Genomic DNA, 21334 nt, shown 5'->3' on the forward strand with positions numbered 1-21334 from the left:
ATGAACGCTCCCTTTTGCGCCGAACAATCGCGTCAGTCTGGCCTTGATATTGCTGGCACCGCCTCTGAACACAGGCTCTACGTGGCGATCGCCTGCCCGCCCCCCTGGGAGCGCAACGATATGGCATCCAAGGGCATTCCTACCGTCCTGCGCGAGCTGAGCGAAGAAATCTACGACGACTACGATCGCTACCAAACCCGCTTCCTGCTGATTCACAACGACCAGCTCAGCCAAGAAAACCTCACCCGTGTGCTGGTATTTCGCAAACCCTCCGGCTTTGCCACCGCCTATGAAAAGCAAGAATTTCACCTGGGGGACATCCGCGATGTGGCACCTCTGGTGCGCCAGGTGGTGATGGGCGAACCGCTCAGCGCCACCCCAGTCGATCTGCCCAGCCGCGACATTTTAGTCTGCACCCACGGCAGCCGCGATCGCTGCTGCTCCCGCTTTGGCACACCCATCTACCATCAGGCCCGCAAACTGGTGACAGAGTTGGGGTTGCAAAATATCCGCATCTGGCAGGCCAGCCACATCGGCGGCCACCGCATGGCCCCCACCGCCATCGACTTCCCCACCGCCCGCTACTACGGCTACCTGGATGAAACTTCTCTGCGGTCAGTGCTTACCCACAGCGGCGACATTCGCAGCCTAGAGACCATCTATCGCGGCTGGGGTCTGCTACCCTGGGCCGCCCAGGTGCTGGAAAAGCAACTGCTGCTCACCCACGGCTGGGACTGGCTGACCTACTCAGCGGCTGCCCAAGTGCTAGAGCACGACGCAGACGAAACCTTTAACCGGGTTGAAATCACCTACTGCCCCCAATCAGGCCAGCAGCAAACCGTTCAGGCCGACATTGTGGCCGATACAGCTCGCACCGTCTACCTGAATGGGTCCTGTGCCAGCGATAAGACGTCGGCTATTATGCCGTACCGAGTCAAGAATGTGGTGCGGTGCCGGGGGGAGATGGCGGGTAGTAGGTAACAGGTATCAGGTTCCGCCTTACACCTGTTACCCAACACCTGACACCGAACACCCAATACCTATTTTCCGATTTTATTGAGAACTATTGCCAATTAAGGGTAAGATTGTCCAATCCTCTCCGACATCTAAATCCTTAGATGGTGGTTGCCCAGGGCTGCCCAATAGGATTGCATCGCAACCGTTGGGTAGCTCTATTTTGTTATTCTCGGCTCACTGTTATGACCCTATCTTTGTCCCAGGCTGACTACGCCGATTGGCTAGATGAGATCGACTACCGCACCACAACAGACGGTGCTACCGAAGTGAGGGCCTATCCCACCGCCCTGGGGCAGGGTCAACAGCGCTATGTGCCCCTGCGAGAAGGCATCGATCTCCGCATCGAAGAGGTTTGCCTGAAGGACGATTTGGCGGTGATGCAATGCGATCGCGCCCATCCCCTGGAGTTCACCTTTGAGCAAAGCCAGGGCGGCGGCAGCAGCAGCCAGCACTATAACTTTTTTGGCAGCGGGTTGGCCCCGGCTGGAGTCTGGCGGGTTCCTGTCCAGCGGCGGATCATCAGCGTCAATGTACACATTGAGCCCTTCGTGTTTCAGCACTGGATCGGCGATGACAGCACCGATTGCCACGTTTTGGACTTTTTACGACCTAGCGATCAACTCTACTTCGAGCGTTCTGGCACCCCGACGGCGGCCATGCAGGTAGCGGTGCAGGCGATGCTTGGCTGTCCCTTTCAAGGGCTGACCCAGCGCCTCTACCTGGAAAGTAAGGTGTGGGAGCTCATGGCGCTACTGATCGAAGATCTGCGCACCACACCCAGCCAAAGCAGCGTGCCTGCCCTCAAACCCGACGACGTAGAGCGCATCCACTACGCCAGCAAAATCCTGCGCCGCCAGCTCACCCAGCCCCCCTCGCTGATTGAGCTGGCGCGAGCGGTGGGCATCAACGACCACAAGCTGAAGGTGGGCTTCCGCCAGGTGTTTGGCACCACCGTGTTTGGCTACCTGCACGAGCACCGCATGGAGCGATCGCGCCAGCTGCTCGAATCCGGCGATCTCAGCGTCACCGCCGCTGCCGAGGCGGTGGGCTTTGCCAGCCGGGGCCATTTCGCCGCCGCCTTTCGCCGCAAGTATGGCGTGAATCCGGGGGTGTATGCGCGGGGGATGAGGGCGTAGGGGTGGATGGGTGGGCGGGTGGATGGGTTGGTGGGTGGATGGGTTGGTGGGTGGATGGGTTGGTGGGTGGATGGGTTGGTGGGTATCAAGATCCCCTCCTGGGAGGGGCAGGGGTGGGTTATCCGGGTGTTGGGTACCGGGTTTTGACCTGACACCTGGCACCTAGCATCCTGCTGCTGTCTCAAGCATTCGGCAGATTATCTGGGTCGAGGCCGAGGGAGCGCAAATAATCGGCCAGTCGCTCCGCCCGCTGCTGTTCCTGCTCCGCCCGCCGCTGCTCCTGCTCAGCTCGCCGCTGCTCCTGCTCCGCCCGCCGCTGCTCCTGCTCAGCCCGCCGCTGTTCCTGCTCAGCCCGCCGCTGTTCCTGCTCAGCTCGCTCGGCGGGGGTCAAGTAGCGATCGCCCCGCTGGTCAAACCAACCCAGGGCTTCCCGGTCCATCGGGTCAAACGGGAGCACACAACGCCCAATCCCTAACCCGATCTCCGGCATCCAACAGGGTTCGCCCATTTGCAATTGGTAGGTGCCCTCCACCAGCTTGTAGACCTCAAAGGGTAAATGGCGATCGCGCTGCCAGAAGCTGGGATTGTAAACCACGTAGTACAGCACCCCCAGGCGGGCGTAGATATCTAGCTTGGTGTCGTACTCGCCGCCGGGGGTTTGTGACACCATTTCCAGGGCTAAAATCGGTGGTGTGTAATTTTCTTCCCAGGTGACGTAGCTGCTGCGCGACTTGCCCCCCTTGCGACGTTCAACCCCCAAGCTCAAAAAGCCGTCGGGCACCACCGGTACCCGTGGGTTGACCCCGGTGGTATGGTAAACGCCCATATCCACGGCAAAAAACCAGTCCTGGCGGTCTTTCCACAGGTATTCCAACACGAAGAGCAAGACATTGGGCAGCCAGTTTTGATCTTCGTTATCCACGGGCGTATCGTCAGAACAGGGGAGTTCGTCGCTAGTCGGAAGTTGGGTGAGGTCAATGTCGAACATGGTCACCACCTGGGGCTCTGCCAGCGTTTTGCGTAGCCCCATTGTAGCGCCGGGGCAAGCCGACCCAAAAACTCCCAGATCTGATCGCAAAAACTCCGCCTAGGGATCATCCTTCGCTTTAGCGGCTCTCGCCGACCTGTATCTTACTGAGAAGTATTCCTGATTGCCCCGCAGCGATAGGCAATTAGGGCAGTGTTCTCAATGATTTAGCAGGTGGTGTGATGGGCGTTCGATTGCAGGGGTTCGTGCTGCTGGCGGCATCGCTAGCACTGGTACCAGTGGCGGCGCAGGCCGAAACGGGGTTGTCTTTAGGGAACATGGCCCCGCCCAGTGGTCAGGCAGCAGACCTGGCCCAGGCGGTGAGGCAAATTACCGGGGTGCGGGTAGAGCCCGACGGTGAGGGACTGCGGCTGGTGCTGGAGGCTGACGGAGCACTGGGGGAACCGACCACATCGGTGGTGGGCAATGCCCTGGTGGCCGAGATTCCCAATGCGGTGCTGGCCCTGCCCGGTGGGGATAACTTTGAGCAGTTTAGCCCCACCGAGGGCATTGCCCTAGTAAGCCTCGCCAACGAGCCCGGCAACCGGGTACGGGTCTCCATTACCGGCAACGATGGGCCGCCAGCGGTGAATGTAAGCGCTGGAACTGCGGGACTGGTACTGGGCATTGCGCCGGGGTTGGGTCTGGCCTCGGGCGATGACAACGCTATCCGCATTGGGGTGACAGGGGAAGGCGACGAGGGCTACGCGCCACGAAATGCCACCTCGGCCACCCGTACCGATACCCCCCTGCGCGACGTTCCGCGCACCATTCAGGTCATTCCCGAACAAGTGTTGGAGGATCAGGCCATTACTCGCGTAGGCGATGCCGTGCGCAACGTCAGCGGTGTGGTGCAGGATGGCGGCTTTGGCAGCACCACCGACCAGCTCAATATTCGCGGCTTTTTTACTAGCGGCATTTTTATCGATGGGTTTAGGGGCGATGGCTCGGGGTTTGCCGAAACCGCCAATGTGGAGCGCATTGAGGTGCTGCGGGGGCCAGCATCGGTTTTGTTTGGCAACACAGAGCCCGGCGGGATTATTAACCTCGTTACCAAGCAGCCCCTCGACGAGCCGTTCTATGGTCTAGAACTCCAGGCGGGCAGCTACGGGTTTATTCGCCCCACGATCGATTTGACTGGGCCGATCACTAGCGATCGCACCATCCTCTACCGCTTTAATGGGGCCTACGAACGCGCCAATGGCTTCCGGGCCTTCGACCAAACTATCAACCGCTATTTTGCTGCGCCGTCGTTGGCCTTTAGCCTGGGCGATGCCACAACGTTGAATCTAGACTTTACCTACCGCAACGACGAACGCCCCTTTGACCGAGGTTTTTTGGCCATCGGACGGGGTATTGTAGACACCCCACTGAGCCGCATTTTTGGGGAACCTGACGATGTCAGCCGAGTGGAGGAATACGGGGCTGGATACCGCCTGGAGCACGAGTTTAGCGACAGTTGGGAGGTGCGCAACCAGTTTCGGATGCTATCTACCGATAGCTTTGACTATCGGGCCGAGCCTGTACGGCTGAACGAGGCTACGGGAATTTTAACCCGCAACTTCCGCTCTAACGACGACATTGGTGAGGTCTATTCACTGCAAACCGATGTGCTGGGCAACTTTTCGACCGGCTCGGTTGAGCACGACCTGCTGATTGGGCTAGATCTGCGGCGGCAGACCTCCGGTGGCACCCAACGACGACTGCCGGGCGGATTGACGCCCAGCCTCGATATTTTTAATCCGGTCTACAACGTCGTTGAGCGGCCTCCCCTCAGCGCCCTCACCAATGAGGTGCGGAATAACAGCGATCGCACCAATGCCCTCGGCCTTTTTGTGCAGGATCAGATCCAGATTCTCGACAACCTGATCGTGGTTGCGGGGGGGCGGTTTGATGTGGTTTCGCAATACAGCCGCAACAACCGCACCGGTACTGACTCTGGCCAGGATGTGACAGCATTTACCCCCACGGTTGGCGTGGTCTATCAGCCGATCGAGCCGGTTTCAATCTATGCCAACTATGCGCGATCGTTTCAACCCAACTTTGGCACCAGTGTCGATGGTAACTTTCTACCTCCAGAGCGCGGCACTCAGTACGAGGTGGGTGTTCAGGCCGCTATCCGCGATCGCCTCATCGCCTCGCTGGCGCTCTACAGCATCACCAAAACCAACCTGGCCACCACCGATCCCGTCAACCCAGATTTCAGCATCCCCATTGCTGCGCAACGCAGCGGCGGCATGGATCTGAATGTCGCGGGCGAAATTCTCCCCGGTTGGAATGTCATCGCCTCCTATGGCTACATTGATTCCGCCTACACCGAGGAGTATTTTGGCCTACCTCCAGGCAGCCGGGTGCAAAATGTGCCCAGGCATACGGCCAGCCTGTGGAGCACCTACGAAATTCAAAGCGGCAATTTGCAGGGGCTAGGCTTTGGGGCCGGGGTGTTTTATACCGGCGATCGCGCCGGAGATTTTGAAGACACCTTCGATTTGCCCAGCTTCGTGCGCACTGACGCGGCGGTGTTTTACCGGCGCAATAACTGGCGGGCTGCTATTAATGTGCAAAACCTGTTTGACGTGCGCTACTTCAAAGCTAATAACTTTGGCCGGGTTGCCATTGAACCCGGCGCACCCCTGACGGTTGTTGGGTCGCTGTCGATTGATTTTTAGGATTTTGAGTGTTAGCGAATGCCCATGGATGGTGACAGAATGACTCGACAACTTTTCTGTGGCAGCCTAGGAAAGCGGAGATGGCGATGGCTTGTCTTAGGGTTGTTGATATGTCTTGCTGTCGTCATCCTGGGCAGTGCCTGCACACCCAATGCCTCTACTCAAAGGGACGGTGCCCTCGCCAGCGCCGACTGTCGAGTCATTCGCCATGCTAGGGGTGAAACCTGTGTGCCCAACGACCCGCAGCGTATCGTAGTTTTAGGTGGTTTAGAGGATGCGCTGAGCTTAGGTATTAAGCCAATTGGCAGTGACGAATTAAATGCTGAAGGCATTCACCTGAGCGGTATGCTCGACGGCATTGAGGATGTGGGCGGCAACGATGCCCCCAACCTTGAGAAAATTTTGGCGCTAAAGCCAGACTTCATAATTGGCGGAGATTATGTCTCAGCTAACTATGGTGCCTTATCTAAAATCGCCCCCACAGTCTTGATTGCCTACGGGCATAGTGGTCAGTGGAAAGAGTTTTTCATGGGCTACGCAGAAGCTTTTGATAAGACCGCAGCAGCCCAGCAGGTCATGGACGATTATTACGCCCGCGCAGAAGACTTTAAGACCCAGATGGGAGACCGCGCGGCTGAATTAGAGGTGTCGATCGTGCGGGTATACCCAACCCATGTGAACCTGTACCTCAAAGATTCATTTTGTGGCACGGTGGTTGCTGATGCTGGTCTGTCTCGACCCCCATCTCAAGATTTAACCGCATCGGAGGCCAATGCGTTATTTGGCAATAGCATTCAGTACACTATCAGTCGCGAAAAACTATCCGATGCTGATGGTGATGCTATTTTTATCTGGACTTATGGGTATCAAGATGGCATTGCCCAGCAGGCCCAGACTGAGAAAGGTAGGCTTATGGGTGATCCGCTGTGGTCTACCTTAAATGCGGTTCAGAATGGGCAGGTTCATGAAGTTCCTTCCTATTGGATTGGCAGCGGCCCGATCGCCGCCAATGCTATTCTCGATGACCTGTTTAACTATTTGGTGGAGGACTCGTAGCCATGCCAGACCAGTTAATTGTCTGCAAAAGCTGCGGCTTTTCGGTGGATGAAGAAAAGCGCGATGGCGAAACGGGCGGGGGGCACCTGCTAAAGCAGTTGGAAACCCTGTACGAGCAGTGGCCCCGCCAAGCTGAGCTGACCATTGAGACCACTGGCTGCCTCTGCATTTGTGAACAGCCCTGCGCGATCGCCTACGTGGGTACCGGCAAACCCACCTACCTCTTCACCGACCTCGACCCCACCACCTGCGCCGCCGACCTGCTCACCGCCGCTGAGCTCTATCTCGATTGCGACGATGGTATGGTGCCCTGCTTCAAGCTGCCCGATGCGCTGCAAGCTCACAGAACGGCGCGAATTCCGCCTGCGTGTTGAGTGGGTTTGGTGGGGGCCAATGGTTTCTCCTGGCCGCCGTTGTCGACAATCGCGTGTCAGTTTCGAGCGTATTCCCAGGGGTTGGGAGTGAAATGTTTCCCCAGGATGGATGGATTTTCGTTGTCGAAGCAGCTTAGGGGAGATCTGCGATCGCACTCAATGTATGGCGGATGGGGGATGCAGCGATCGCTGTTGCTGCTTACGCTAACCAATAGGTGCTCCCCGGAGCCGACGTAAAAGAAGTGGTCTTATGGCTGAGAATCAACAAAATAACCCCGACAACGCTCAATCTGCTGAGGGGGAAACTTTCGACCCCCGTGACCTGGTAAATAAAGGCGGCTACGACAAAGACCCCCGAGAAATTATTGCGAATCCTGCTGTCACCCCTGAAATGCTTGGCGATCGCCGCGACGAAGACGGCGTAGGCATGGGGCAAGACGATAACCAAGACTCTGAATAGTTTTATTGCGGGATTCAAGGTTAAGGTCGATGAAGGCTAGGTAGTGCATTGGCGCTGCCTAGCCCAATTTTTTTCCCTGAAACTGTATTTTTGCGCCTTTGGCTGCTGTCCCGTCTTCAGGGCGATCGCGCCCATTGAGTAAAATCTTTCTGGAATGGTTGGGTTGACGAAGGAAAGCCAGCTACAGGAAATATGCGATCGCGTGTCTATGACTGCCAGTCAATCGGCTCCTCAAAAATTTCTGCTTCCGAGAAGGGACAAGATTGGGGAAGTTGTTTGATGTTGAGAGGTGTTTCTCTATCTACCAGGTTTAACCCAGATCGATAGCCCTTGAGAGTTGCTTCAGCCAAATAGGGCCTCAAGCTGGGGTTTTCTGCCAGGTGCTCCTGAATGCGCTCCCGCTGTTCTCGGATGGTGGCAGCCCAGCTTTTAGATCGGGCCTCTGGCTGATAGCGCCATTTGAGCAGATGCCCTAGCAACACTCCTAGCCGGTTACGCAACCCTTGCCGTTCTTGCCGACCCAGCGACTCTATCTCCTCGATCAGGTTGTCAATATCCAGTTCCCCCAGTTGACCTGAGCGCAATAGCTCGACTTGACGCTGAGCCCAGGCGTAAAAATCTTGCTCATAGAGCGTGGTGGTTTGCATGGGCGTGACCGTAACGATAAAGCCTGTTCTGCCATTATAGAAACTCCGCCAAGCAGCCAAAAAACTCCGTCTGGGGCTCTTTTGGGGAGTGGGAGGGTGGGAGAGTGGATGGGTAGATGGGTGGGGGGGTGGATGGGTGGATGGGTGGATGGGTGGGAGGGTGGATGGGTAGGAGAGTGGGTGAGTGGGTTATTGGATTGTCCAGGGGGAAGCGGTTTTGATCATGTTGACGAGTTGCCCTAAGACTTGGTCGTAGTTGCGATAGAGGTCTCTACCGGCTTCAGAAGCTAAATATTGTCATCTAACCGCAAACTCTAACCAAATTTGGGTTTCTGTCGCTTCAGCCTGGCAGTCACTGATTTTTGCCACAAAAGCAGCTTGGTATCGCCGTTTTCGCCAGGCTTCTCCCAAATTTGCACACACTGATCGAGACGACCTGCGAATCTGGTCAATCAAGCAATATCTCTCCTCAACCGGAAATCGCTTAGATACCTCAAAAATCTCCATAGCTGTGGCAAAAGCCACCTGATAAACCTCCAAATCCCGATAACTCCTAACCAATTGCCTAGCCATCCTTCTACCCTTTCCTTACCATCTCTCTCCAAATAATTCCCATCCACCCCCTACCCATCCACCCATCCACCCCCTACCCATCCACCCATCCACCCCCTACCCATCCACCCATCCACCCCCATGCCCCCCATCCACCACCTACTCTGGCAACTCATCCGCTACGCCCAGCGGCTCTACTGGGTCGATACCCTGCTGTGGCTGTTCATTCTAGGTCTGCCGGCGGTGCCGGGGCTGATCATTCGCGAGTTTTTTGATACTCTCACTGGCGAATCGCGCTTTGATAGCTCGCCCTGGGTGTGGATTGGGCTACTGCTGGCGGTGGGGCTGGCGCGGGTGGTGGCGATTTTTGTGGGGCGCATTACCAAAACCCAGCATCGGTTTTTAATCAGCGGGCTGGTGCGCCATAACTTGCTCTACGAATTACTCAAGCGGCCTGGGGCGGAACTAGCGACCGGGGGGGTGGGGCAGCATAACGCCTCGCCGGGGGAAATTCTCAGCTACTTCCGCGACGATGCGGCCCAGATTGAGGATGTGGTGGTGGGCACCAATGAAATCTTCGGGGCCGGAGTGTTTGCCATGGGCTCCGTGGCGCTGCTGCTGATCGTCAACCCAACCATGACCCTACTCGTGTTTTTGCCGTTGTGCGCGATCGCCCTCCTCGCCCACCAGGCCGAACACCGCCTTAAACGCTACCGTCGCGCCAGCCGCCAGGCCACCCAGCGGGTCACCGGACTGATTGGCGAACTGTTTACGGCGGTGCAGGCGGTCAAAGTCGCCGGGGCAGAAGCCCAAATGCTGGCGGAACTGCGGGAACGGTGCGATCGCCGCCGCGATCTGATGGTGCGTGACCAGGTGTTCACCGCCATCCTCAACTCCGCCTTTGAAAACGTCGTCAGCCTCGGCACCGGGTTAATTTTGCTGGTTGCCGCCCAGAGCCTCGGTGCCCAGGGCAGCCTCACCGTGGGCGACTTTGCCCTGTTCGTCTACTACCTCTCCTTCGTTACCTACTTCCTCGCGTTTCTCGGCGGCTTTATGGCCGTCACTAAGCAGAGCGAAGTTTCCTTTGAGCGGATGGGGGGATTGGTGGGGGAGTGGGAGGGTGGGAGGGTGGGAGAGTGGGAGAGTGGGAGGGTGGGAGAGTGGGAGGGTGAGAGCGTTGATGGGGCCACAACCGCCGAAGGAGACCAATCCCATCCACCCATTCATCCATCTACCCGCCCACCCGCCTACCCGCCTACCCATCTACCCATCCACCCATTCACCCATCCACCCGCCTACCCCCTCACCCATCCCCACCCCCTCTACCTCAAACCCCTCCTTGGCCCAGAACCAACCTTACCGGCGATCGCCTCCGACTCCCCGCCCGCCCCCCTCCACGAGCTACGGGTGGAGGGGTTGACCTACCGCTATGCTGGTGGGGGCGGTATCAGTGACATTAGCTTTACCCTCACCCCAGGTAGCCTGACGGTGATTACGGGCCAGGTGGGGGCGGGGAAAACTACTCTGTTGCGGGTACTGCTAGGGCTATTGCCCCGGCAGGCTGGGGCGCTTTACTGGAATGGTCAGCCCATTGCCGATCCGGCGAATTTTTTGGTGCCGCCTCGGGCTGCCTATACGCCGCAGATTCCCCAACTCTTCAGTGCCTCGCTGCGGGACAATCTGCTGCTGGGGTTGGGGGACACAGTTGGCCCAGAGCAGCTTGAGCGGGCGATTGCCGCCGCCGTCTTCGACCAGGATCTGGCCACCCTGCCCGAGGGTCTCGATACCCGAGTGGGCACGCGCGGCTTTCGCCTCTCTGGCGGGCAAAAGCAGCGGGCCGCGGCGGCCCGCATGCTGCTGCGTCAGCCCGCCCTGCTGGTGTTCGATGACCTCAGCAGCGCCCTGGATGTGGAAACCGAGCAGCGGCTGTGGGAGGGGTTGTTTGGGGGTGGGAGAGTGGGAGGGTGGGAGGGTGGGAGGGTAGGAGAGTGGGAGAGTGGGAGGGTGGGAGGGTGGGAGGGTAGGAGAGTGGGAGGGTGGGAGAGTGGGAGAGTTGAGGGGGCGAAAACCGCTGAAATAGAAAAATCCCATCCACCCATCCACCCACCAACCCGCCTACCCACCAACCCGCCTACCCACCAACCCGCCTACCCACCAACCCATCCACCCACCTGCCTCGTCGTCTCCCACCGCCCTGCCGTCCTGCAGCGAGCCGATCAGGTTCTGTATCTCGACAATGGGCAGCTACACGTCCAGTAGATAGGACTTTTTGGCTATAGAGAGGGCGATCGCCCAGCAGGGGTATGCCCATAATTAAAACCCTCTGAGGCTTTGCTCTAGGGCAGCGACAGGATATCTTTTATAAGAATAAGTTGCATTAGGGTTTCTGGCCTGTGTCGGCGATCGCCCCATCTAAACATTCCGCTCCACCAGCGCTGCTGCTAACCATTGGGCTAGGGGTAGCCGGGCTGGTGCTGCTGATCTGTCTGCTGGTCAGCATTTTGCTGGGGGCGGCAGACATTGCCCCTGGCACCGTATGGCAGTCTATTTTTCAGTTCGATGGTTCCACCGAGCATTTGATCATTCGCACGGTGCGGCTACCCCGCGCCATTCTGGCGGTGGTGGTGGGGGCGGCCCTGGCGGTGGCAGGAGCCATTACCCAGGGGCTCACCCGTAACCCCCTGGCGGCCCCCGATATTTTAGGCATCAATGTGGGGGCGGCCCTGGCGATGGTGCTGGCGGTGTTTTTGCGGGGGGGCGGCGGCAGCTATGTGGGCTTTGCCTTTGCCGGGGCGGCGATCGCCGCTGTCACCGTCTACTGGCTGGGCTCCCTGGGTCGCAGCGGCCTGACGCCCCTGAAGCTGGTAATCGCTGGGGCGGCGCTCTCCTACCTGCTCAGCTCCCTGACCACGGGCATTCTCATCCTCAGCCAGCGCACCCTGGATGAGATCCGCTTCTGGCTGGCGGGGTCCCTGGCGGGGCAAGATATCGCCTCCATTCTGCCGGTGCTGCCCTACATTGCCGTAGGCCTGGTAGCCTCTTTGGCCCTGGGACGCCAGTTAACCCTGATGAGCCTGGGGGAAGATGTAGCCCAGGGTTTGGGCCTGCAAACGGCCTGGGTAAAGGTGGGATCTGCGATCGCCGTGGTTTTGCTGGCCGGTAGCGCCGTCGCCCTGGCCGGACCCATCGGCTTTGTGGGCCTGGTGGTACCCCACGTCGTCCGCTTTGCCGTCGGCGTCGACTACCGCTGGATTTTGCCCTACTCAATCATTTTTGGCGGCATTTTGCTCTCGGTCGCCGACACCGCCGCCCGCCTGGTGATCCGCCCCCAGGAGCTACCGGTGGGGATTATGACGGCAGTCATCGGGGCACCGTTCTTCATTTATTTGGCCAGGTCGAAGATTAAGCGGTGAACGGTGGACGGGTGGGAGAGTGGGAGAGTGGGAGAGTGGGAGAGTGGGAGGGTGGATGGGTGGGAGGGTGGATGAGTTAACAGGTTCATAACCGCCGAAAGAGATCAATCTCACTCATTCACCTACCTACCCATCCCTTCACCCACCTACTCATCCCTTCACCCACCTACTCATCCCTTCACCCGCCTACTCATCCCTTCACCCACCTACTCATCCCTTCACCCGCCTACCCGCCTACCCGCCTACTCGCCTACTCGCCCACTCACCTATCCCCCTACCCATCCACCCATCTACTCATCCACCCCCCTACCCGCCCACCCCATGACCCCCAAACCCTGGCTCTCCCTCCGTCCTCGCCAACTCCCCCTCTCCTTCCGGGTCGATCGCCGGGTGCCTGGGGTGCTGGCAGCGCTGGCGGCGATCGCCCTCCTTTCCCTGATCTTCAACGTCAGCCAGGGAGAATATCCGGTGCCGCCGCTGGAGGTGGTTAAAACCATTCTGGGATTTCCGGCCAGCCCCGACTATGCCTTTGTGGTGAATACCCTGCGCCTACCTCGGGCGCTGGTGGCGCTGGTGGTGGGCATGGGTCTGGCGGTGGCGGGGACAATTTTGCAGGGGCTGACCCGCAATCCCCTGGCGGCACCGGAGATCATCGGCATTAACTCGGGGGCGAGTCTGGTGGCGGTGGCGATGATTGTGTTGTTTCCGGGGTTGCCAGTGGGGTGGCTGCCAGCGGCGGCGTTTTTGGGTGGTCTGGGGGCGGCGATCGCCATTTACCTGCTGGCCTGGAATGGGGGGAGTTCGCCGGTTCGCCTGATTCTGGTGGGCATTGGCCTGACGTCGCTCACCGGGGCCTTCACCAGCCTGATGATCACCTTTGGCAATATCTATAGCGTCAGCCAGGCGCTGGTGTGGCTGACGGGCAGTGTCTACGGACGCAGTTGGGAGCACCTGTGGCCGCTGCTGCCCTGGCTGTTGTTTTTTCTGCCGCTGACAATGGTGCTGGCGCGGGATCTGGATACTTTGAATTTGGGTGATAACCTGGCCCAGGGGTTGGGGAGCCGGGTGGAATGGACCCGCAGCCTACTGTTGCTCTGCACCGTGGCCCTGGCTGGGGCTTCGGTGGCGACCGCTGGCACCATCGGCTTTGTGGGGCTGATGGCTCCGCACCTGGGGCGACAGCTGGTGGGGCCATCCCACGCGGGCCTGGTGCCGGTGGCGGCGTTGACAGGGGCCTGCATTGTGGAGCTGGCGGACCTGGTGGGGCGACTGGCCTTTGCCCCCATCGAGCTGCCCTGCGGGGTGATTACAGCGGTGATTGGCGCGCCCTACTTTCTGTGGCTGCTGTACCGCGATGGTCGATGATCGGCCCAAGGGGCCATCGCAACCGCTGAGGTTTAGAACCCTGGGTTTTGCCAAAACCCAGGGTTCTGCCTTCGACTAACCCTTCACTCAGGCTCAGCCTTCTTAACAAAAAAGAACAATTCTCATTTAGTAACAGGACGCATGCCACCATGGCAACGTTGGTCAGCCATAGAACACCCATTTCGAGCCGTTCAGCCGATGTGCTTCAGCTGACGGAGGCCGATTGGTCGGTGCTGGGGGAACAGGCCCAGCGGCAGGGGGAGGCGCTCTATCAACCGCTGGCCCTGGGGGCTCAGCACAATCTGCCCACGGTTTTGGGCCAGGGGGGCGATCGCGTCATTTCCCTGCGCCATGGACTGACGCTCTACATTCGCCATGCCACGCTACGGCGACCCTTACACTTTGAGCGGTGCCACGGTTCTGACTTTCCGCTGACGGCCACCTTTTACCTGTCGGGCTCTTCTAGGGTGAGAACCAGGGCTGAGGCAGGGGTAACACCCGACTACACAGAAATTGCGGGCTGCAACTATCTCTACCACCTGCCCAATTTAACTGAGGTCGAGGAATGGCCCTCAGATGAGGTCATTCGTGGGCTGATGATTTGCGCGCCCATCGACTATTTTGGTCCATCCGACCCAGACGAAACCCTGAGCCCACCGCTTGCTCGCCTTTTGCAAGGGGACAGGTCTCAGCGATTTCACCAGCCGCTGGGGCAGACGACAGCCGCCATGAATCAGGTGTTGCAGCAGATTTTGCAGGCCCCCTACACCGGCCTGACGCAGCAGCTCTATTTGGAAAGCAAGGCGCTCGAACTGCTGAGCCTACAATTTTCGCAATGGTCAGACGACGCAGCATCGCAACAACGAACTCGGTCTCTGTCGGCTGACGAACGGGACCAACTCCATGCCGCGAAGGAACTGCTGGTGCAAGACCTCAGCGAATTGCCCCTGTTGGGGGCGATCGCCCAGCAGGTGGGGCTCAGCGAATACCGTTTGAAGCGGGGCTTTCAGCACCTGTTTGGCACCACGCCCTTCGGCTACTGGCAGCGCCATCGCCTGCAGCTGGCCCAAACCCTGCTGCGGGAGTCGCACCTGTCGATCGCCGGGGTGGCCGCCCGCGTCGGCTACTGCAACCCCGAGGCGTTTAGCACCGCCTTTCGCCGCCAGTTTGGCATTAGCCCCAAGGCCTACCAGCTGGGGAAACAGCCGTGAGGGCCTAGACTAAATTCTTTACACCCCCAGCTTGTCGGTTGGGTGGCGCGCTAGCAGAACCCAACCAGGCTGATTACCGTTGGGTTACGCTCCGCTTCACCCAACCTGCGGGAACCCTAATTTACAGCTTTGTCGCTGCACTAGGCCACTGGATTGCAAAGTTCTCCCGATCGCAAAGAAAAATCTTCGGTTCACAAAGAAAATTTAGCCCTACCCTCTCTATCATCCCTCTATTGAGAGTTGTTCCTGTTTATTGTGGGAGTCAAGATGGGCAAGATGTGGATGATGTGGCTGGGTCGCTCGGCTTGGGTGGCGATGGGGCTGGGGTTATGGACAGGCTCAGCGGCTATGGCTCAAGACACGGCAGCGTTGGAGGCCGGGATTGCCCCTGGTCAAGCGCTACCCCTGAGCGAAGTCGAGCGACCGGCAACCACCGTGGCGGACTGGCTGGCCCAAACCCCGGTGGTGCAGATTACCGGGGTGCAGATCGACGAGCGGGATGGCACCCTGGAACTGACCCTGCAAGCCACGGGGGAACTGGCCCGCCCGACGACGGCAATCGCAGGCAACGCCCTGATTGCCGACATTCCCAACGTGGTGCTGGCTCTGCCCGAGGGGGGTGAGTTTACCGCCACCGCCCCGATCCCAGGGATTGCCCTGGTCACCCTCAGCCCCCTGGGCGACAACCAGGTGCGCGTAGCCATCACCGGCACCGATGCTCCCCCGGTGGCCCAGGTCAGCGTCGGTGCCGCCAGCTTAATTTTCAGCGCCAGGCCGGGCGACCCAGCCGCTGGGGCACCCACGGACGACACGATTCAAATCGCGGTCACGGGGGAACAGGCCGACAGCGGCTACGTTGTGCCCAATGCCAGCACCGCCACCCGCACCGACACCCCCCTGCTGGAGGTGCCCCAGGCGATTCAGGTGATTCCCCGGCAGGTGCTGGAAGACCAGCAGATTACTCGCGTGGACGACGCCCTGCGCAACGTCAGCAGTGTTTCGGGTCGTCTGGGGCCGTTTGGAAACAGCACCAACCTGACCATTCGGGGATTTACCAGCGACAGTTTCACCGCTGGGCCCATTTTGCGCGATGGCTACCGGGTGAATAACAACCTGGGTAGCCAGGACATTGCCAATGTTGAGCGCATTGAAGTCATCAAAGGGCCGTCTTCGGTGCTGTTTGGCCAGGCTGACCCTGGGGGGCTGGTTAACCTGGTAACCGTGCGCCCCCTGGCCAACCCGGCCTATGGCTTTGGCCTGCAGCTGGGCAGCTATGGGTTCGTTCGCCCTACCCTCGACCTGACTGGGCCAATCACCGCCGATGCTGCCCTACGCTATCGCCTCACCGCCGCCTACCAGCGGGAGGATGGGTTTCGGGACTTCAACACCGATGCGAATCGATTCTTTCTGGCGCCAGTGCTGAGTTGGGAGATTGGCGAGGGCACCAGCCTGACGGTGCTGATGGAATACACCGACGAAGAAGTGCCCTTTGATTTGGGATTGCCCGCCTTTGGGACGGCGATCGCCAATGTGCCGCGCAGCCGCATTCTCGGTGAACCCGACGACTTCTTAAGGAACCGTGCCCTCAACATCGGCTACGACTTAACCCACCAGTTCAACGACAGCTGGACTTTAAACCAGGGCTTTCGCTACGTCGGCCAGGACTACAACGTGCTGACGGCGCTGCCCTTCGTGGTGAATGAAACGACCGGAGACATCACCCGCTTTTTCGCCGATCGCGCCTACCACTCCGACGACTACACCCTTCAGGCCAATGTCGTGGGTGAGTTCACGACGGGTTCTGTGGAACACCGGCTGCTGGCCGGAGCCGACCTCAACCTCAATCGATTCGATGAGCGATACACCCGGCTCAATCTGGCTAACCCGCTCCCCCTGAATATTTTTAATCCGGTGTATGGCGCCCCCCGGCCCAATTTTGAGTCGTTGCCCCCGTTGCCTCCGTTTGACACAGAGCACGATCGCATCGGCGTATTTCTACAGGACCAAATCTCCTTCACTGACAATTTGATTCTGGTAGCCAGCCTGCGCTACGACAGCGTCAACTTTCGCAACCTGAATGATGCGACCAGCAGCCGTTCCGATCAGGCCTGGAGCCCCCGGCTTGGCCTGGTCTACCAACCCGCAGACACCGTATCGCTCTACGCCAACTATTCCCAGTCCTTTACCCCCAACTCAGGGCAAACCGCCAGCGGGGTGCCGCTCGACACTCAAACCGCCAGAGGCTTTGAAGTGGGAGCCAAAGCAGAATTTCTCGACGGCAACCTGTTTGCCACCCTGGCTTACTACAACATCACTAAGCGGAACGTGGCGACCACCGACCCCAACAATCCCTTCTTTACGATCGCAGCCGGGGAGCAGCGCAGCCAGGGAATTGAATTGGATATTGCGGGGGAAATTTTACCCGGCTGGAACGTGATTGCCAGCTATGCCTATACCGATGCCAGGGTGACCCAGGACAATACCATTCCGGTCGGCAATCGGCTCTTTAATACCCCAATCCACAGCGCTAGTCTGTGGACGACCTACCAAATTCAGTCGGGTAATTTGCAGGGGTTGGGCGTTGGCCTGGGCGTTAACTATGTGGGCGATCGCTACGGCGATCTGGCCAATAGTTTCACGGTGGGCGACTATTTTCTGACCAATGCAGCCCTTTTCTACGAGCGAGATGACTGGCGGATGGGGTTAAACATCAACAACCTGTTTGATGTGAACTACATCAGCAGCACCAACAATTCTCGCAACTTCGGCAATGCTCCCGGATCCCCCCTGTCGATTGTGGGGTCAGTGTCGGTGTCGTTTTAGACGTAACATGCTACGCCCCCACGGGGTGCCTGGTTATGAATCGGGGTTTACCAAATCAAATCTTGTATGAGACTTATCGCAGCGATCAAACCATTCTCATTGGCGGTGTTTACGGCTGCATGTGCCGTGGCCTGTCAAGGGATTGCCGACATACCAGGGGCTGAGCGTCCGGCTGGTCAACCCTCCGCCCCATCGGCAGACTGCCGCACCGTTGTCCACAGCCTGGGGGAGACCGAAATATGTGGGCAGCCCCAGCGGGTGGTGGTGCTGGGGCCGTACCTGCTGGAGCAGGTGCTGGCGCTGGGGGCACAGCCCGCCGGGTACGGCGACCACATGGTTCTGCACCAGGGCGACTACACCGACCCGGCCCGGCAAATTCCCTACCTGGGGGACCGGGTGACCACCCAGCCGGTCAATGTGGGGCTGGCCTACCAGCCCTCGATGGAGGCGATTTTGGGCGTCCAGCCCGATTTGATTTTGAGCCCCGACTACAATGCCGGGCAATACGCCACCCTCTCAGGAATTGCCCCAACCCTGGTGTTTGACATGACCGGCGGTCAAACCCATCTGCAGGAAATTGGCCAGGCGCTGAACCAGGGCGATCGCGCCCAAAGCTTGATCGCCGCCACAGAAAACCGCGTTAAAGCGGCCCAGGCGGAGTTTGCCGCCGTCGTGGCTGAGCATCCCAACGTGCTGATGCTGACCTCTGGAGAGGGCCAGACCTTTAACCTGATCAGCCACAGCAACAGCTTTTGCGGCGCGTTGGTAAACGATCTGGGGTTTCAATTGATCTACCCCTCAGGCCTTCAGGAGGCCGAGCTGCGCACCCCGGCAGCGGTGTCGCTGGAGGCGTTACCCGAACTCAACGGGGCAGATTCGATTATTCTGCTGGGCTTCAACTGGGATAGCCCGATGCAGTCAACGGCGGGCGCTGAGTTTACCAACCACCAGCTCAATCGCCTCAAGCAGGACTGGGCAAACAATGCGATCGCCCAGTCCCTCAATGCCACCCAAGCCGGACGCGTCTATTTCATCCCCGCCTACCTGTGCCTGGGCTTCCCCGGCCCCATCGGCACCGAGCTGTACCTGAACGAGCTTAAAACCCAGCTTCTCGCCCCCTCAGAACCGCACAATCCATGACTATTTCATCGTTGGCCGCCGACTGTCAGCTTTGCTCAGTGATCTCCAAATCCAATGGTGAAGACCCGATTGGTAGCGCCAAGTTCGCCGACGGCTGGCTGGTGATGGAGCTGCCCCTCCCCTGGACAGAAGACCGCTTCCACAGCGACCCGCTCTTGCAGCCGATTCACGATTTATTTCACGCCCTCTACGACCAGGGCATACAGGTCGCCCCAATGGCGATCGCCCCCGACCGCGAGTATTCCGTTCCTAACCTGTCCCATGTTTTCTACTATCGCCGCCCCAACAACGCCTTTGCCCAGTTTGAAAAACAGACCTTCTTGCTGCCTCCAGCTCAAATCATTGGCTTGATTAACGCCCTGCTGAGCCAGCCTGAAAACTTGCATCGTTTCTTGGCCTACCAACAGCCCACGGACAGCATTCGCGACCTGATGGTCTGTACTCACGGCAATATCGATATCGCCTGTGCCCGCCTTGGGCAACCCATCTATCGGCAGCTCAGGGAAACCTATGTGGGAGAGTGGGCGGGTGGGAGAGTGGATGGGTGGGAGAGTGGGAGAGTGGATGATTCCAAAACCGCTGAAATAGAAAAACCCCGCCAACCCACCTACCCATCCACCCATCTACCCATCCACCCATCTACCCATCCACCCACCTACCCATCCACTCCTCTTCGCGTCTGGCGCTGTTCCCACTTTGGCGGCCACCAGTTTGCCCCGACGCTAATTGACTTCCCCACCGGGCAGGTCTGGGGACACCTTGAACCTCAAATCCTGGCGGGGCTGATTAACCGAGACTGTCCTGTGACCGAGCTCCGTCCGTTTTATCGAGGCTGGTCGGGATTAAACCAGTACGCCCAGATCGTGGAGCGCGAGATCTGGATGCAGCGGGGCTGGGATTGGCTGCACTACCGCAAAGTGGCCCAGGTGCTGGCCCAAGACCCTGACCATGAGCCGTGGGATGCCGATTGGGCCGAGGTGCGGTTGGAATTTGTGCCCCCCGATGGGCAGAAAGCAGGAGCCTACGAGGCCAGAGTTGAGGTCTGGGGTTCTGTAATGACGGCTCACAATTCTGGTGCAGAGCCTGTCTCAGTGAAGCAATATCGGGTCAGCCGTTTGGTGCAGGTCGCTTAGGTTCTGGGCCAGCCATGCGAACATTCATCACTCTCTGGCTGGGGCAGTTGGCCTCGTCTATCGGTAGCGCCATGACCTACTTTGCCCTCACCCTGTGGGTGTGGGAACGCACCCAATCGGCCACGGCGATCGCCCTGATTCTGGTGTTCTACCAGCTGCCGCAGCTGGCGATCGCGCTGGTGTCAGGGCTGCTGGTCGATCGCGTCTCCCGCAAGCGCCTGCTAATTTTCAGCGACATTGGCTCAGCGGTTTGCACTATCTCGGTGGGCATTCTGGCCGCCCTGCACCTGCTCCAGGTCTGGCATATCTACGCGATCGCGGCCATCATTGGCTGCTTTGGCAATGTGCAGTCCCTCACCTACGCCACCCTGATTCCGCTGATCGTGCCTCCGGCCCATCATAGCCGCGCCAGCAGCCTGGCGGCGATGATCGACTTTGGGGCGGCCATTCTCGCTCCGGCCCTGGCGGGGTTGCTCTACCCCACCGTCGGCCTGCTGGGAATTACGGCGGTAGATATGACCAGCTTTGCGATCGCCCTGGTGACGCTGCTGTTGGTGCCCATCCCCGCCGCCCAGAACCCAGAGGAACCGCCCCCTACCGAGAAAGCCACCCTCTGGCACCGGGTCACCTTTGGCTTTCGCTACATTGCGGCCCAGCCCAGCCTGGTGGCCATGGTGGTGGCCCTGTCGGCTTTCACCTTTCTCCACCAGATCGGTGAAGCCCTGTACCAGCCCATGATTTTGGCCAGAACCGGCGGCGACGCCCAGGTGCTGGGGCTGGTGGTGGCGACCTCGGGGCTGGGGGGCGTGGTGGGGGCGATCGCCTTTAGCCTCTGGAATGGCTTTCAGCGGCGGGAAGTCGGTATCCTCGTTGGATTTATGGGTACCGGGCTGAGCAAACTGCTGCTGGGTCTGGGGTCATTCCCCAGCCTGTGGGCGGTGGCGCGGTTTGGCAGCTCGTTCCACAACCCGCTGATTTTGAGTTCGTATATGGCGGTGTGGTACGCCAGGGTGCCCCCGGAGCGCCAGGGGCGGGTGCTGGCCGCCGACTACCTGATCGGCACCGTGGCGATGCTGCTGGCAAATCTGGCCGCCGGACCACTGGCCGATGGGGTGTTTGAACCCTGGATGCTGGGTTCGAGCAATCGCCTGTCGGTAATTTTTGGCGCCGGCCCCGGCAGCGGCATGGCGCTGCTTCAGGTCGTGCTGGCCCTCGGTATACTGACTCTCGGCCTCGGGAGGCTGGGCTGGGAGCGGATTAAGAATCCGTAGAACTTGGGCGAATGCATCCGAAACTGATGGATAACAGTAC

The 21334-nt window shown here is 59.3% G+C and carries 17 protein-coding genes; 14 read left to right on the forward strand and 3 right to left on the reverse strand.

Annotation, left to right across the window (positions count from 1 at the left end):
• Together NF78_RS01090 and NF78_RS01095 are read left to right on the forward strand one after the other, a co-directional pair.
• Complete coding sequence (locus tag NF78_RS01090; RefSeq protein WP_035984421.1) at positions 1–981, forward strand: sucrase ferredoxin; 981 nt, start codon at positions 1–3, stop codon at positions 979–981.
• A gap of 218 nt (positions 982–1199) precedes the next feature.
• Complete coding sequence (locus NF78_RS01095) at positions 1200–2153, forward strand: helix-turn-helix transcriptional regulator (protein WP_035984422.1); 954 nt, start codon at positions 1200–1202, stop codon at positions 2151–2153.
• A 181-nt stretch (positions 2154–2334) separates the two neighbouring features.
• On the opposite strand, the gene NF78_RS01100 is transcribed toward NF78_RS01095, so the two are convergent.
• A complete protein-coding gene (locus tag NF78_RS01100; protein ID WP_318655442.1) occupies positions 2335–3183 on the reverse strand; it encodes a Uma2 family endonuclease in 849 nt (282 codons plus the stop codon).
• A 179-nt stretch (positions 3184–3362) separates the two neighbouring features.
• Between NF78_RS01100 and NF78_RS01105 the strand changes: the two genes are divergently transcribed.
• The 4 genes from NF78_RS01105 to NF78_RS01120 all read left to right on the forward strand — a co-directional run bounded on the left by NF78_RS01105 (position 3363) and on the right by NF78_RS01120 (position 7739).
• Complete coding sequence (locus NF78_RS01105; RefSeq protein ID WP_035984424.1) at positions 3363–5849, forward strand: TonB-dependent siderophore receptor; 2487 nt, start codon at positions 3363–3365, stop codon at positions 5847–5849.
• A gap of 228 nt (positions 5850–6077) precedes the next feature.
• Positions 6078–6905: an iron-siderophore ABC transporter substrate-binding protein gene (locus NF78_RS01110; RefSeq protein WP_197064728.1), complete on the forward strand. Its 828-nt coding sequence runs from the start codon at positions 6078–6080 to the stop codon at positions 6903–6905.
• Between the two features lie 2 nt (positions 6906–6907).
• Entirely contained in the window at positions 6908–7279 is a 372-nt protein-coding gene (locus NF78_RS01115; RefSeq protein WP_072015938.1) for a DUF1636 domain-containing protein, read from the forward strand.
• A 250-nt stretch (positions 7280–7529) separates the two neighbouring features.
• A complete protein-coding gene (locus NF78_RS01120; protein WP_035984425.1) occupies positions 7530–7739 on the forward strand; it encodes a hypothetical protein in 210 nt (69 codons plus the stop codon).
• Between the two features lie 206 nt (positions 7740–7945).
• Here NF78_RS01120 and NF78_RS01125 read toward each other — a convergent pair whose 3' ends face one another.
• Both NF78_RS01125 and NF78_RS28785 read right to left on the reverse strand, forming a co-directional pair.
• A complete protein-coding gene (locus NF78_RS01125) occupies positions 7946–8386 on the reverse strand; it encodes a DUF29 domain-containing protein (RefSeq protein WP_035984426.1) in 441 nt (146 codons plus the stop codon).
• Positions 8387–8683: 297 nt separating this feature from the next.
• Positions 8684–8959 (reverse strand): four helix bundle protein, encoded by a 276-nt coding sequence (locus NF78_RS28785; RefSeq protein WP_156119590.1) that lies wholly within the window; start codon positions 8957–8959, stop codon positions 8684–8686.
• 120 nt (positions 8960–9079) lie between these two features.
• On the opposite strand from NF78_RS28785, the gene NF78_RS32090 reads away from it, so the two are divergent.
• The 8 genes from NF78_RS32090 (at position 9080) to NF78_RS01165 (ending at position 21294) form a co-directional block, all read left to right on the forward strand.
• Complete coding sequence (locus tag NF78_RS32090) at positions 9080–11197, forward strand: ATP-binding cassette domain-containing protein (protein WP_052049527.1); 2118 nt, start codon at positions 9080–9082, stop codon at positions 11195–11197.
• Between the two features lie 134 nt (positions 11198–11331).
• On the forward strand, positions 11332–12351 hold the full coding sequence (locus NF78_RS01135; RefSeq protein WP_225885193.1) for a FecCD family ABC transporter permease: 1020 nt from the start codon (positions 11332–11334) through the stop codon (positions 12349–12351).
• A 321-nt stretch (positions 12352–12672) separates the two neighbouring features.
• A complete protein-coding gene (locus NF78_RS01140; protein ID WP_035984427.1) occupies positions 12673–13716 on the forward strand; it encodes a FecCD family ABC transporter permease in 1044 nt (347 codons plus the stop codon).
• A gap of 149 nt (positions 13717–13865) precedes the next feature.
• A complete protein-coding gene (locus NF78_RS01145) occupies positions 13866–14927 on the forward strand; it encodes a helix-turn-helix transcriptional regulator (RefSeq protein WP_052049529.1) in 1062 nt (353 codons plus the stop codon).
• Positions 14928–15194: 267 nt separating this feature from the next.
• Positions 15195–17750 (forward strand): TonB-dependent siderophore receptor, encoded by a 2556-nt coding sequence (locus NF78_RS01150; RefSeq protein ID WP_225885194.1) that lies wholly within the window; start codon positions 15195–15197, stop codon positions 17748–17750.
• 126 nt (positions 17751–17876) lie between these two features.
• Positions 17877–18890 (forward strand): iron-siderophore ABC transporter substrate-binding protein, encoded by a 1014-nt coding sequence (locus tag NF78_RS01155; protein ID WP_197064729.1) that lies wholly within the window; start codon positions 17877–17879, stop codon positions 18888–18890.
• On the forward strand, positions 18887–20023 hold the full coding sequence (locus NF78_RS01160) for a sucrase ferredoxin (protein WP_035984431.1): 1137 nt from the start codon (positions 18887–18889) through the stop codon (positions 20021–20023). The genes NF78_RS01155 and NF78_RS01160 overlap by 4 nt, the downstream gene beginning before the upstream one ends.
• Before the next feature lie 14 nt (positions 20024–20037).
• Positions 20038–21294, forward strand: a complete 1257-nt coding sequence (locus NF78_RS01165) for an MFS transporter (RefSeq protein WP_035984432.1) — start codon at positions 20038–20040, stop codon at positions 21292–21294.
• The last annotated feature ends 40 nt before the right edge of the window (positions 21295–21334 follow it).

The organism is Leptolyngbya sp. KIOST-1 (assembly GCF_000763385.1).
In the GTDB taxonomy this organism is placed as follows: domain Bacteria; phylum Cyanobacteriota; class Cyanobacteriia; order Phormidesmidales; family Phormidesmidaceae; genus Nodosilinea.